This is a genomic window from Azospirillum sp. TSH64, assembly GCF_003116035.1.
Lineage (GTDB): Bacteria > Pseudomonadota > Alphaproteobacteria > Azospirillales > Azospirillaceae > Azospirillum.
In genome coordinates, this window is record NZ_LGQW01000015.1 from 5,219,081 (window position 1) to 5,230,630 (window position 11,550).

Annotated in this window: 10 protein-coding genes; 6 read left to right on the plus strand and 4 right to left on the minus strand. The window is 69.2% G+C overall.

Going from position 1 to position 11,550, the window contains the following annotated elements; genetic code table 11:
• The first annotated feature begins 29 nt into the window (after positions 1 to 29).
• The 4 genes from TSH64_RS24975 (at position 30) to TSH64_RS24990 (ending at position 4,861) form a co-directional block, all read left to right on the plus strand.
• Positions 30 to 1,430 carry an RsmB/NOP family class I SAM-dependent RNA methyltransferase gene (locus TSH64_RS24975; protein ID WP_109449170.1) on the plus strand — a complete coding sequence of 467 codons (1,401 nt, stop codon included), beginning with the start codon at positions 30 to 32 and terminating at the stop codon, positions 1,428 to 1,430.
• Positions 1,431 to 1,559: 129 nt separating this feature from the next.
• Positions 1,560 to 3,068, plus strand: coding sequence for a leucyl aminopeptidase (locus tag TSH64_RS24980; protein WP_109449172.1), 1,509 nt, complete (start codon positions 1,560 to 1,562; stop codon positions 3,066 to 3,068).
• 32 nt (positions 3,069 to 3,100) lie between these two features.
• On the plus strand, positions 3,101 to 3,550 hold the full coding sequence (locus tag TSH64_RS24985) for a DNA polymerase III subunit chi (protein ID WP_109449174.1): 450 nt from the start codon (positions 3,101 to 3,103) through the stop codon (positions 3,548 to 3,550).
• A gap of 99 nt (positions 3,551 to 3,649) precedes the next feature.
• On the plus strand, positions 3,650 to 4,861 hold the full coding sequence (locus TSH64_RS24990; RefSeq protein WP_109449176.1) for an ATP-binding protein: 1,212 nt from the start codon (positions 3,650 to 3,652) through the stop codon (positions 4,859 to 4,861).
• Between the two features lie 45 nt (positions 4,862 to 4,906).
• On the opposite strand, the gene TSH64_RS24995 is transcribed toward TSH64_RS24990, so the two are convergent.
• Positions 4,907 to 5,674 (minus strand): class II glutamine amidotransferase, encoded by a 768-nt coding sequence (locus TSH64_RS24995; protein WP_109449178.1) that lies wholly within the window; start codon positions 5,672 to 5,674, stop codon positions 4,907 to 4,909.
• A 148-nt stretch (positions 5,675 to 5,822) separates the two neighbouring features.
• Positions 5,823 to 6,887, minus strand: a complete 1,065-nt coding sequence (locus TSH64_RS25000) for a DUF2125 domain-containing protein (RefSeq protein ID WP_109449180.1) — start codon at positions 6,885 to 6,887, stop codon at positions 5,823 to 5,825.
• A 121-nt stretch (positions 6,888 to 7,008) separates the two neighbouring features.
• On the opposite strand from TSH64_RS25000, the gene TSH64_RS25005 reads away from it, so the two are divergent.
• Positions 7,009 to 7,626, plus strand: coding sequence for a gamma-glutamylcyclotransferase (locus TSH64_RS25005; protein ID WP_109449182.1), 618 nt, complete (start codon positions 7,009 to 7,011; stop codon positions 7,624 to 7,626).
• 39 nt (positions 7,627 to 7,665) lie between these two features.
• Positions 7,666 to 9,669 carry a M1 family aminopeptidase gene (locus TSH64_RS25010; protein WP_247873137.1) on the plus strand — a complete coding sequence of 668 codons (2,004 nt, stop codon included), beginning with the start codon at positions 7,666 to 7,668 and terminating at the stop codon, positions 9,667 to 9,669.
• Between the two features lie 52 nt (positions 9,670 to 9,721).
• Here TSH64_RS25010 and TSH64_RS25015 read toward each other — a convergent pair whose 3' ends face one another.
• Together TSH64_RS25015 and TSH64_RS25020 are read right to left on the minus strand one after the other, a co-directional pair.
• Positions 9,722 to 10,918, minus strand: coding sequence for a GTP-binding protein (locus TSH64_RS25015; RefSeq protein WP_109449184.1), 1,197 nt, complete (start codon positions 10,916 to 10,918; stop codon positions 9,722 to 9,724).
• Positions 10,888 to 11,358: a Fur family transcriptional regulator gene (locus tag TSH64_RS25020; RefSeq protein WP_098739505.1), complete on the minus strand. Its 471-nt coding sequence runs from the start codon at positions 11,356 to 11,358 to the stop codon at positions 10,888 to 10,890. Before TSH64_RS25020 ends, TSH64_RS25015 begins: the two co-directional genes overlap by 31 nt.
• Positions 11,359 to 11,550 lie beyond the last annotated feature (192 nt).

Genomic DNA, 11,550 nt, shown 5'->3' on the forward strand with positions numbered 1-11,550 from the left:
CCATGTGACACCCCAAGGGACCAGACGCCATGACACCCGCCGCCCGCCTCCAGGCGGTCATCGATCTGCTGACCGAGATCGACGAGACCCCTCGCCCCGCCGACGCGGTGATGAGCGCCTATTTCCGCAACCGCCGCTACATCGGCTCGAAGGACCGTACCGCCATCGCCCAGATGGCCTACGCGATCCTGCGCCGCCATGCCCGGCTCGGCTGGTGGATCGAGCGCGGCGGCTACGAGCGCCCCACTCCGCGCGCCCGCGTCCTGGCCTATCTGCTGCTGGAGGAGAACCGCAACGCCGGCGTCGTGCTGGAGATGTTCAGCGGCGGCAAGTTCGCCCCGGCCCGCCTGACCGACGACGAGCTGGCGATGGTCGGCAAGCTGGAAAGCCACACGATGGACCATCCCGACATGCCGGAGACGGTGCGGGTGGAATGTCCGGACTGGGCCGAAGCGGCCATGCGCGCTTCGCTGGGCGACCGGTTCGGGGTCGAGATGGAGAAGCTGCTGGAGGCGGCTCCGCTCGACCTGCGCATCAACCCGTTGAAGGCGAACCAGCAGAGTGCCATCAAGGCGCTGGCCAAGGCGCAGATCACGGCGGAGACCACGCAATGGTCGCCGCTGGGCCTGCGGGTGAAGGGCCGTCCGCCGCTCGGCAGCGTCGACGCCTTCAAGGACGGTCTGGTCGAGATCCAGGACGAGGGCTCGCAGCTGGTGGCACTGGCGGTGGCGCCCAAGCCCGGCCATCAGGTGGTGGATTTCTGCGCCGGGGCCGGCGGCAAGACGCTGGCCGTTGCCGCGCTGATGAAGAACAAGGGCCGCGTCGTCGCCTGCGACGTGCTGGACAAGCGCCTGAAGCGCGCCGCCGAGCGGTTCCGCCGCGCCGGCCTGCACAACATCGAGGCGCATCCGCTGACCAGCGAGCGCGATCCCTGGGTGAAGCGCCACAAGCGCAAGTTCGACCGCGTGCTGGTCGATGCGCCGTGCTCCGGCACCGGCACCTGGCGCCGCAACCCCGACGCCCGCTGGCGCCAGCTGGGTCCGGGGCTGGAGCAGCTGCTGCCGCTTCAGGCCAACATCCTCGACAGTGCGGCACGTCTGGTGAAGCCAGGCGGGCGGCTGATCTACGCCACCTGCTCCATGCTGCATGACGAGAACGAGGCGCAGGTCGAAGCCTTCCTGCAGACCCACCACGACTTCATCGTCAAGCCGGTCGCCGAGGTCTGGGCGGAGGAGGAGGCCGGCGCGCCGCCGCCGGTCGACGGTCCGTACCTGCGGCTGACACCGGCCAAGCACGACACCGACGGCTTCTTCGCCGCCGTGCTGGAACGTCGCGCCGAGGAGACGGTGTCGGAGGAGAGCGTTTCGGACGTCGGCATCGAGCAGGGCGAGGTCGATCCGGTCGAGCTGGGCAAGGCGATCGATGCGTGAGCGAGGGGGAGGGGGCGTCTCCCCCCTCCCACCCTTGACAGCCGGGGTGGCGCGCTCCTTATCGGTGGGGTAGGCTTTCCGCTGTTGAGACAATCCGGGCGCGTTCGCCCAACCCCTCAAGAGGACCAGATGAAGTTCTCCTTCGCCAAGCTGTCCCTGCCGGCCTCCGGCGTGCTGGCCGTGACCGTCGCCGCCGACCGCAGCCTCGGCCCGATCGGGCGCGAGCTGGATCAGAAGACCGGCGGGGCGCTGGCCCGCGCCATGGCCGCCGCCCGCTTCAACGGCAAGAAGGACGAGACGCTGACGCTGCTCGCCCTGGCCGGGACCGAGCTCGACCGCATCCTGCTGGTCGGCATCGGCAAGGGCGCCGACCTGACCGATCTGGTTCTCCAGTCCGCCGGCGGCGCCATCGCCGTGCAGCTGGACAAGGCCGCCGACGAGGCCGCCCTGCTGGTCGAACTGCCGGAGGGGACCGCCCTGTCGCCGGCATCCGCCGCTGCCGAGATCGCCTTCGGCGCGCAGCTGCGCTCTTACAAGTTCGACAAGTACCGCACCAACGACCGGAAGTCCGACAAGAAGGAGCCGAAGCCCAGCCTGCGCAAGCTGACGCTGCTGGTCGAGGATGACGGCGCGGCCAAGTCGGCCTTCAAGAAGCTGGACACGCTGGCCGACGCCATCCGCTTCACCCGCGATCTGGTGTCGGAGCCGGCCAACGTCATCTATCCGGAAAGCCTCGCCGAGAAGACGAAGGAGCTGGAGCAGTTCGGCGTCGAAGTCGAGATCCTCGACCAGAAGAAGCTGCGCAAGCTCGGCATGGGCGCCCTGCTGGGCGTTGCCCAGGGCAGCGCCTGCGAGCCGCGCGTGGTCGTCATGCGCTGGAACGGCAACCCGGAGGCCGACGACAAGCGTCCGGTCGCCTTCATCGGCAAGGGAGTGACTTTCGACAGCGGCGGCATCTCGATCAAGGGTGCGGCCGGCATGGAAGACATGAAGTGGGACATGGGCGGTTCCGCCACCGTGATCGGCACCATGTACGCGCTGGCCGCCCGCAAGGCGAAGGTCAACGCCGTCGGCATCGTCGGGCTGGTCGAGAACATGCCGTCCGGCACCGCGCAGCGTCCGGGCGACATCGTCACCTCGGCATCGGGCCAGACCATCGAGGTCATCAACACCGACGCCGAAGGCCGACTGGTGCTGGCCGACTGCCTGTGGTACGCGCAGGACGTCTACAAGCCCAAGCTGATGGTCGACCTCGCCACCCTGACCGGCGCCATCATCGTGGCGCTCGGCCACGAGCATGCCGGCCTGTTCTGCAACAACGACGATCTCGCCATGAACCTGACGGCCGCCGGCCTGAAGGTGGGCCAGCCGGTGTGGCGCATGCCGATGAACGACGCCTATGACAAGGAGATCGAGTCGCCGGCCGCCGACATGAAGAACACCGGTTCGGGCGGCGGCGCCGGCAGCATCGTCGGCGCGCAGTTCCTGAAGCGCTTCGTCAACGACACGCCGTGGGCGCACATCGACATCGCCGGCGTGGCCTGGGCGAAGAAGGACGGCGCCACCGTTCCGAAGGGCGCGTCGGCCTTCGGCGTGCGGCTGCTCGACCGCTTCGTGGCCGACTTCCACGAAGCCTGATGGCAAAGGCTTGATGCGTGCGTGAAGGGGCCATGACCGAAGTCCGCTTCTACCACCTGCAACGGCGCACGATGGAACAGGCGCTGCCCAAGATCCTCGAGAAGGTTCTTGAGCGGAACTGGCGTGCCGTCGTGCTGGCCGGCTCGGCCGAGCGGGTGGACATGCTGAACCAGCATCTGTGGACCTACGATCCCGGCTCCTTCCTGCCGCACGGGGCTGTGCGCGACGGCTTCGCCGAGCGCCAGCCGGTGTGGCTGACCGACACCGACGAGAATCCGAACAGCGCCACCGTGCTGGTCACGGTGGATGGCTGCGTCAGCGACCGGATGGATGGCTACGACCTCGTCTGCGACCTGTTCGACGGCAACGACGAGGAGGCGGTGCTGGCCGCCCGCCAGCGCTGGAAGGCCTGCAAGGCGGCTGGCCACAGCCTGACCTATTGGCAGCAGACCGACCGCGGCGGTTGGGAAAAGCGCGCCTGAGCCGCGGCCTTTGACGGTGTCCGTTCATTTCCATTGCATTCGATCCGTTCAGAAGCAAAATTGATTGCCTATGCGGACGGTTCAAAGGTGCATGCTCCGATGAACAGGAGCCAGATCGACCCGGCGCTCGCCCAGCAGGTCAAGGACGCGAGCATCCTGATCGTGGACGACAACCCGTCCAACGTCGAACTCCTGCGGGAAATCCTCAGCCATGACGGGTACAGCCGGGTCCGCGGCGAGACCGACCCGCGCAAGGTTCCCGACCTCTGCGCGGCGGAACCGTTCGACCTTCTGCTGATCGACATCCGCATGCCGCACATGAGCGGCTTCGACCTGATGGAGCGGCTGAAGCCGGTCTTCGGCGACGATTACGTGCCGATCCTGGTGCTGACCGCCCAGACCGATCAGGAAACCCGGCGCAAGTCGCTGGAGCTGGGCGCCAACGATTTTCTAACCAAACCCTTCATCGCCTGGGAGCTGCTGCACCGTGTCCGCAACATGGTGGAGATCCGCAAGCTCTACCGCCGCGCCGCCGAACAGAACCGCGAGCTTGAACACCGGGTGTCGGAACGCACCGCGGAGCTGTCGGACGCGCTGGAGGCGGCGCGCAAGGCCGACCGCGCCAAGCTGGACTTCCTGGCGGTGATGAGCCACGAGTTGCGCACCCCGCTCAACTCCATCATCGGCTTCGCCGACGTGCTGGCGGCCGAGGGGATGGGCAAGCTGGGCCATCCCGATTACCTGGAATATGTGAAGCTGATCGAGGAAAGCGGCCGCTCGCTGCTGACCATGGTCAACAACATCCTCGATTACACGCGCGGCTCCACCGGCTCCATCGAGATCCAGGAGAGCGACGTCAACATCCCGCAACTGCTGGCCGGCTGCGCCGACATGCTGGCGCCGAAGGCTGTGGGCAAGCAGCTGTCGCTGACCGTCCAGCCCTGTCCGTCCTTCCGCATGCGCATCGACCGCCGGCGGCTGCGCGAGATGGTGCTGAACCTGCTGGACAATGCGGTGAAATTCACCCAGTCCGGCGGCCATGTCGCGGTGACGGTGGAGGATCGTGGCGAGTTTGTCGGGCTGACCGTGCGCGACGACGGGCCGGGCATCCCCACCGAACTGATGGGCCGCATCTTCAACCCCTTCACCCAGGCCGAACGCTCTCTGGTGCGCCAGCATGAAGGGGTTGGGCTCGGCCTGCCCATCGTGCGGCGCTTCGCCGAACTGCATGGCGGCGGGGTGGAACTGGACAGTGTGTCGGGCCGCGGGACGGCGGTGACGATCCTGCTGCCGAAGGACCGGCTGCTGTAAGGGAAGGGGAGAGAGCCGGACGCTTCCCTCTCCGATCCTGGCTGCTCAATGAAAGGTGAACATCTCCGGCGCGGCGCCGACGCGTGCCACCAGCCCGCCGCTGGGCGGTACCGGGCGCCACTGGTCGCGCTGGGAATCGACCGGTTCCGACACCACGACCAGCCCGTTCTCGCCGCGGCGCCAATAGAGGCTCGGCGGCTTGTCGTCGGACGCCCAGCGCACCGCCCACACCCGGTCGCCGTCGGTCCAGGTTGCGGTGAAGCGCAGGGGAGCGGTGATGTCCAGCGCCCGCATCTCGTCGCGGATGGCGTGCAGCACGCGCTGGAAGGCGCCGACCGAATCCCGCTCCAATCCCTGGCCGAGCGCGGCGAGGAAGATCGCCTCGCTGTCGGTGGTGCCGGTGCGGGTGCTGTACAGCTCGTCCGGGATCATCGCCTCGACCCGGCGGCGCAGGCGCGGCCAGTCGCCGACCTGCCCATTGTGCATGAACAGGAAGCGCCCGGCCTTGAAGGGGTGGCAGTTGGCCCGGCTGACCGCGGTGCCGGTCGCCGCCCGCACATGGGCGAAGAACAGGTGGGAGCGGACATGGCTGCAGATCGATTGCAGATTCTCGTCCGACCAGGCCGGGCGGATCTCGCAATAGCGGCCGGGCTCGGTCCGCTCGCTGTACCAGCCGACGCCGAAACCGTCGCCGTTGGTCTCGGTCTTCGCCTCCGCGGCGTGCATCGACTGTTCGATCAGGGAATGACAGGGCGTGCAGACCAGCGTTTCCAGGAACACGGGCTCGCCGCAATAGGCAAGAAACCGACACATCGACCGACGCACCATGGCAGCCGCGACAAGGACTGCGTCAATTTGACCCGATGCGCCGTGTGAAACAAGATGCCCCGGTCACGGAACCGTCATGCGTCCCGGCAGGTGTTGCATTTCCGCCGTTCGGACAGGGTCTGCCCCGTTTTTGTCACCAGACGAGCTTGGGCAGGGCGGCGACGCGCAGCGGTCCGACGAACAGCGAGCGGTCCTGCACGGTGACCGGGGCGGTGACCACCGGCTCGCCGTTCGGGCCGGTCGGACGGGCCAGCATGGTCAGCACGGTCCTGGCGATGGCCGCCTCGTTCGGGCGCATCATCGGCTTCACCGCGTCGAGAATCGCAGGAGCGCCGCGGATCTCCGCGGTCAGCGCCGCCTGCGGCTGCAACTGGGCGTCCAGCGCCAACGTGCCCGACAGGACAGCCGCCAGCGGCCCCCAGTCCAGCGCCAGCCGGTCGACCTCGACCGTGCCGCCGTCGCGGCTCCAGGCCGACAGGCTGGCCGGCTCCGGCCGCGGCGGGGTTCCCATGACCCGCAGGGTCAGCTCGGTCCGCTTCACCTCGCGCCCCAGGTTCGGCGGCATGCCGTCCGGCAGGGTTAGCCCGTCGGCGGTCAGGGTCAGGGTCAGGCCGGCGATGCCGCGTTCGGCCGGCGGCTGCTCCGGTTGGGCGGCGCCGACGTCCAGTGCGGCGACCGGTACCGTCTGACCCGCGACCTGTGCGGTCAGGCCGGTGAAGCGCAGGGCGAGCCGCTCCAGCGTGCCCGACATCCGCATGGTCAGGTCGCCGTTTCCGCCATTCGGGGCCAGGATGTCGACCGGCGGCTGGCCGGGCTGGACGACCGACAGGCGATGTTCGCCGGGAAAGGTCAGCGCGATGCGGGTGGGGTTCCAGGGGGCGGCCTCCGCCACCAGACGCGCGCCCTGCCACTCGGCGCCGCGTGTGGCGAGGTGGGGCTTGTCCAGCTCCGCCCGCAGGGTGAAGGGGAAGCCGTGGACGGTCAGTCCGCCATGCTCCACCACCGCGCCGTTGGCGCGCTGGTCGGCGACCCAGTTCTCCAGCCCGTCGCGCACGGTGCGGGCCGCCTGCCACCACCACAGCGAATAGGCAACGGCCGGCAGCAGTACCATCATCAGCACGAGGATGGTCGCGATCCGGCGGCCGGTCAGCAGGCGGCGGGGCGTGGCAGAAAGCGCGTTGGGTTGCATCGGTGGCATGTCCGTTCCATCTCCGTACCGTTATAGCGACCCCGGAACCCGCATGCTAGGCTCGGTGGCTGCCGATTCGGTTCTGTCTTTCCCTGCGCATTTTCCCAGCGATCTTCCTCAGCGACCCTCAATGGCCCCCGACTCCTCGCTTCCGCATCCCGCCTGGACGCACGACATCGCCGTCGAGCCTGGTGCCGACCTGTGGGTCTTCGGCTATGGCTCGCTGATGTGGAACCCCGGTTTCCCCTTCGTGGAGCGGCACGCGGCGACCCTGCCGGGATACCACCGCAGCTTCTGCGTCGCCTCCCACCGCTACCGGGGGACGCCGGAGCGGCCGGGGCTGGTGCTGGGGCTGGACCGCGGCGGCTCCTGCCGCGGCATCGTCTTCCGGGTGGCGGCAACCGATGTGCCGGCCACGTTGGATTATTTGTGGGAGCGGGAGATGGACAACCGGGTCTATCTGCCGAAGATGCTGCGGGTGCGGCTGCGCGACAGCCGGCCGGCGCAGGGGGCGGCGCAGGGGCTGGACTTGGTCAGCGCCTGCTGCTTCATCGTCGACCGCGGTCATCCGCAATATTGCCGCGGTCTGGACGAGGCGTCGGTTGTCTGCCGCATCGCCGACTGTTGCGGCCAGCGCGGCCCCAACATCGATTACCTCGCCAACACGGTCGAGCATTTGAAGGAGCTTGGCATCTGCGACGCCCGGCTGTCGAAGCTGTATGACCGGGTGCGTGACGTTCCGGGGTGATCCGGCGGCCAGCGAAGACACAGGCAGCATCCGTGCGGCATGACGCCGTGCTGGCGCTCCGCTGTCCAGGCGACCATCTTCATGGGCATGACGAATCTCCGCATCCCGGCTCTGGCCTTCGTGGGAGCGATGCTGTGCCTGGGCATGGTCGCCCCGGCCGGTGCCGCTCCGCTGCATCACGACATCGAGCTGATGCTCGATCCCGCCGCCGGACGGATGGAGGCGGTGGACCGGTTGACCCTGCCGGCCGGAGCCCAGTCCCTGCGGCTGGACCCGGCCCTGACGGTGCAGGAGGTGCGGGCGGGCGGCAGGCCGGTTCCGGTGGACCGGCACGGCGACCGTCTCCGGCTGGTGGTGCCGGAAGGCGTGGACGCGGTGACCATCCGCTATGGCGGGCGGCTGCCGGGCTTTACAACCGGTACCGGTCTGGCGCTGGATGGCGAGGGCGCGTTCCTGCCGGGGCTGGGCGGCTGGCTCCCCGATCCGGCATCCGCCGCTGACGAGCCGCCGAGCTGGCGCCTGTCGGTGCGGGTGCCGTCCCCCTATGTCGCGGTCGCCACCGGTCGGCTGGAGGAGGAGGAGCGCGAGGCCACCGGCTACCGCGCGGTGTTCGCGGAGGATCGCAGCGTCGAGGAACCCTCGGTCTTCGCTGGTGCCTGGACGGTGGAAGAGCGGCCGGCCGGACCCTTGCGCCTGCGGCTCTACCGCCATCCGGAACAGGCCGGGCTGGCCGACGGCTATCTTGAGCTGTCGGAGCAGGCGATTGCGGCCGGGGCGGCGCGCATCGGTGCCTATCCCTTCGACGGATTCAGCATCGTCTCGGTTCCGCCGCCGGTCGGGCTGGGCTTTCCTGGCCTGACCGCCATTGGCCGCGCCGTGCTGCCGCTGCCCTTCATCCGCAGCCAGTCGCTGACCCACGAGATCATGCACAACTGGTGGGGGAACGGTGTCCGGGTGGGCGAGGGCGGCAATTGGGCGGAGGGGCTGACCACCTACATGGCCGACTATGCGGCGGCCCAGGCGCGCGGCGCTGATGCGGCAAAGGCGATGCGGCTCGACTGGCTGCGCGACTATGCCGCCCTGCCGGCGGAGCGCGACCGGCCGCTGACCGGCTTCCAGTCCAAGACGCACGATGCCTCGCAGATCGTCGGCTATGGCAAGGCGGCGATGCTGTTCCACATGCTGGAGGCGGAGATCGGCCGCGACGCCTTCGACGCCGGCATCCGCAAATTCTGGAGCGGCTTCGCCTTCCGCGCTGCCGGCTGGTCCGACCTGCGCCGGTCTTTCGAGGCGGCGTCCGGCCGCGACCTCGGCGGGCTGTTCGGCCAATGGGTGGAGCGGCGGGGTGCGCCGATGCTGACCCTGGCGGATGTCCGCGCCGACGGCGACGGCGTGCTGCTGACCCTGCGGCAGGAGGCCGACGCGCCCTATGCCCTGGCGGTGCCGGTGCGGCTGGAGACCGCGGCCGGGGTGGAGGACCATAGCGTCCGCCTCGACGGCCGGCAGGTTACACTGCGGCTGCCTGCCAAGGCGGCGGTAAAGGCTGTGTCGGTCGACCCCGATTTCGACCTGTTCCGCCGTCTGGCGCCGGGGGAAGCGCCGCCGATCCTGCGCGACGTCACCCTTCGCCCGGGTGCCGAGCGGGTGATCGTTGCGGATGGTGACGCGGCGGAGGCGGCGCGGGCGCTGGCTGGCCGTCTGATGGACGCTACGGGCCGGGAGAGCGGCGACAAGAAGTCTGCACCGCTGCTGCTGGTGGGGACCGACGCGGCGGTGGCGCGGGAACTGGCGCGGCGCGGGCTGGCGCCGGTGCCGGCGGAACTGGCCGGGCGCGGCAGTGCCAGGGTGTGGGTGTCGCGTGCGGCGGACGGGCGGACGGCGCTGGTGGTGTCGGGAGCCGATGCCGAGGCCCTGCGTGCGCTGCTCCGGCCGTTGCCGCATTACGGACGTCAAAGCTGGCTGGTGTTCGAGGGGGCCAAGGCGGTGGATCGCGGCGTGTGGGCCGCCGGCGACAGCCCGCTGCGCCGGGTGGTGGGGCGGTAGAAGAGGGAGCGGGCGCCAAACCTGCGGCGGGTGTGGCGCCCCGCCTTCGACCTTATCCCTCTTTCCCTTCGCCCCAGACCAGACCGTTGAACAGCGGTTCGATCACCGTCTGGCCGACGTCGCGGGTGATGAAGACCAGCTTGGTGCGGTGGTCGTCGCTGGGCCAATCCTCCAGACGGACCGGCGGGTGGAACATGTGCTGGACGCCGTGGACGACCACGGGCAGCTCGCTTTCCTGAACGTTTAGCAGGCCCTTCACCCGCAGCAGGTTCTCGCCGGCCTGGGCGATCAGCGCCTCCATGAAGTCGACGAAGCCGTTCCAGGGGATCGGCCGGTCGATCACCATGCAGAAGGCGCGGATGTGGTCGTCATGGCGGTTGGCGTCATGGTGGTGATGCTCGTGGCCGCAGTCGGGGCCGCAATGGTCGCCATGGTCGTGATCGTGGTGATGATCGTGATGGTCATGGTCGTGATGCGCATGCCCATGGTCATGATGCCCATGGTGATGCTCATGCGCTTTGGCCTGCTCGTCGCGATAGGCCTCCTCGCGCAGCCAGCGGGCGACGTCGGGGCTCTTGGTCTCCGGATTGTAGAGACCGGCATCGAACAGCTTGGCCGGGTCGATGTCGCCATGGGCGGCGGGAATGACCGGGGCGGCCGGGTTGATGGCGGCAAGGCGCTGCATCAGCGCGACGGTCGCCGCCGGGGTGGCGACGTCGGTCTTGGTCAGCACGATGCGGTCGGCGACGGCGGCCTGCTTCACGCTTTCCGGCTGACGGTCGAGCTGGAGCGAGCCGTGCGCCGCATCGACCGTGGCGATGACGCCGTCCAGGCGGAAGCGGGCGGCCAGCAGCGGGTCCGACATCAGGGTGTGGATGATCGGGGCCGGGTCGGCGAGGCCGGTCGTCTCCACCACCACCCGGTCGAAATCGGGGATCTCCCCCTTCACCCGCTTGAGGAACAGGTCGCGCAGCGTGTCGACCAGATCGCCGCGGATGGTGCAGCACAGGCAGCCGCTGTCCATCAGCACCATGTTCTCCGACGCCTTGGCGACCAAGAGATGGTCGAGCCCGACCTCGCCGAACTCGTTGATGACGATGGCGGTGCGGGCCATGGCCGGGTTGCGCAGCAGCGCCTGGAGCAGCGTGGTCTTGCCGCTGCCGAGGAAGCCGGTCAGCACCGAGACGGGAAGACGGGCGGGAGGGGCGGCGGGAGCGCTCAACGGGGATTCTCCTGACAGGATTTGCACAGGCCGCGCACCTCGACGGTGGGGCGCTGGACACGGAAGCCGCGCCCGGCCGCCGCGGCGTCGATGGCGGCGCCGACACCCGGATCGTCGATCTCGGCGGCGTCGCCGCAGGCCTCGCACACCAGGAACTGCCCGGAATGGACATCCCCCGGTGCGGCGCAGCCGACATAGGCGTTTAGCGATTCGATGCGGTGTACCAGCCCCTGTTCGACCAGGAACTCCAGCGCGCGGTAGACGGTCAGCGGTGCGGCCGCCTTGCCCTCCTGCTGGCTGAGATCCTCCAGGATCGCATAGGCGCCGCGCGGCCGGTGGCTGGACCACACCAGCTCCAGCACGCGGCGGCGCAGCGCGGTCAGCCGCGCCCCCCGCTCCGCGCACAGCGCGTCGGCACGGGTCAGGGCATCGGCGATGCAGTGGGTGTGGTCGTGAAGCGCGGACATGGGTGTTACTTTATAACACCCTGTCGGCCGTTGCAACCCGGCCAAGGGAAAAGGCGGCCCCGGGGGAGGGACCGCCTTGCCGAGTGGCGATTGTTTTTCTTGGGGCCGTCTTTTTCAAGAGCCGGGACGTGGCACGACCGCGGGGCAGGGGTCGACGTCCTTCTCGCTGGCCCATTTGGGACGGGCAGGGCG

Coding starts and splice junctions, on each gene's coding strand:
- TSH64_RS24985 (WP_109449174.1), top strand. CDS start 3,101: ATGACCGAAGTCCGCTTCTACCACCTGCAACGGCGCACGATGGAACAG.
- TSH64_RS24975 (WP_109449170.1), top strand. CDS start 30: ATGACACCCGCCGCCCGCCTCCAGGCGGTCATCGATCTGCTGACCGAG.
- TSH64_RS25000 (WP_109449180.1), bottom strand. CDS start 6,887: ATGCCACCGATGCAACCCAACGCGCTTTCTGCCACGCCCCGCCGCCTG.
- TSH64_RS24990 (WP_109449176.1), top strand. CDS start 3,650: ATGAACAGGAGCCAGATCGACCCGGCGCTCGCCCAGCAGGTCAAGGAC.
- TSH64_RS25010 (WP_247873137.1), top strand. CDS start 7,666: ATGACGCCGTGCTGGCGCTCCGCTGTCCAGGCGACCATCTTCATGGGC.
- TSH64_RS25020 (WP_098739505.1), bottom strand. CDS start 11,358: ATGTCCGCGCTTCACGACCACACCCACTGCATCGCCGATGCCCTGACC.
- TSH64_RS24995 (WP_109449178.1), bottom strand. CDS start 5,674: ATGTGTCGGTTTCTTGCCTATTGCGGCGAGCCCGTGTTCCTGGAAACG.
- TSH64_RS25005 (WP_109449182.1), top strand. CDS start 7,009: ATGGCCCCCGACTCCTCGCTTCCGCATCCCGCCTGGACGCACGACATC.
- TSH64_RS24980 (WP_109449172.1), top strand. CDS start 1,560: ATGAAGTTCTCCTTCGCCAAGCTGTCCCTGCCGGCCTCCGGCGTGCTG.